This is a genomic window from Salinicola acroporae (genome assembly GCF_003206615.1).
In the GTDB taxonomy this organism is placed as follows: domain Bacteria; phylum Pseudomonadota; class Gammaproteobacteria; order Pseudomonadales; family Halomonadaceae; genus Salinicola; species Salinicola acroporae.
On the sequence record NZ_PZJW01000029.1, the window covers coordinates 1 to 1,202 of the forward strand.

2 protein-coding genes are annotated in these 1,202 nt (G+C 46.0%); both read right to left on the reverse strand.

The window, feature by feature from the left end; all coding sequences use genetic code 11:
• Nucleotides 1–79 precede the first annotated feature (79 nt).
• Nucleotides 80–814 (reverse strand): Imm52 family immunity protein, encoded by a 735-nt coding sequence (locus DOM54_RS19890; RefSeq protein WP_110717991.1) that lies wholly within the window; start codon nt 812–814, stop codon nt 80–82.
• 12 nt (nt 815–826) lie between these two features.
• A partial coding sequence (locus tag DOM54_RS19895; protein ID WP_206019167.1) for a Tox-REase-5 domain-containing protein occupies nt 827–1,202 on the reverse strand: 376 nt, incomplete at its 5' end.

The window sequence follows — 1,202 nt, forward strand, 5'->3', positions numbered from 1 at the left end:
CATGGCGCTGCCGGCCTTTGAGGGATAAGGTCTTGGATACTCGTGGATAGGGCAGACAGATTCGTGGGACTAAAACCGATCAAATGCCTCGTTCTGGTAACAGCCCTCTATCGGCCAGGAATACCTCGGTCGCTCGGGCCAGTTTGATGTGCTCTTCGTTCTCGGGATCGAACGGCTCTTTGGTGGTCACGATCAGGGTGCCGATATCGGGTAGATACTCGGCGAGCGCGACGAAGGGCATCTCGTTGCTTAGATCGACATCCGGCACCAGCGCCATCCAGCCGACCCATTCTCGATGAGGGAAGGCTGCCTTCCTATGATAACCTTTTGTGGAAAAATTAGACCAGCTTGCTTTTTTAATGCGTGCCATTTTTTTAAAAAGAGTGGAGTAAGTTGACCAGTAATCTTTGCTCTTGGTGTCTTTGAGAGAGTTTGCGTTTAGAACAAAAGATCCTCCGAGATCCGCGGATCCATCGAGTAGTCGAGCCTTGGCAAAAAAAGGCTTTTCGCTTTCCTTTAAACCTTGAGTGGGAACGGGCATGGACCAAGCGGTGAAGTTGACCAGGCCTTTGCCTTTGTAGCTTTCGTTGTTTTTGTGGGTCTCGTGATAAGCGCTCTTTAATACTTTGCTTTTGTCAGTGACTGGGCAGTAGATGGCTTTGTCTTTTTCAGTGATGAGAGGATATTGCCAGTCGCTTAAGGCTGTGTCTACTTCAGAGATTTTTTCTGTTGCTTTTAAAAACAGCAAGTACACCTCTTCTATTTCGAGATCCTCTTTGTTTTTTGGAAAAATCATCCTTAAAGAGTATTTCATTTTTGCTCCTTTTTAAAAGCCTTTGAGATGACAGGATATAATTAGCCCCGTTTCTGAAAACTCATCTTCTGTGAGTTCTTTGACATGAGAATCCGAGAAAAACCAGTTTAGGGTCGCGGGAGGCATGTTTTTTCTAATTGCCACTGATTGTGCCGAAGCCTCGCTTATGAAAGAGTCTATGAGCTTGCTCATAAAAGGTATGCTGCGAGGTTGCCATTCGCCTTCGATGTTTCTTTCTAACCAACTGCCATATCCATATTTAGCCTCGACTAGCGTGCAGCTGGCTGACCAGAATCCATCGAAATCGACGCTGTTAAACTTCCATTCTTCGATTTTGTTAGGTCCCACGATGGAGAAAATTGGGTTTCCACCCATATTGGCAATCTTC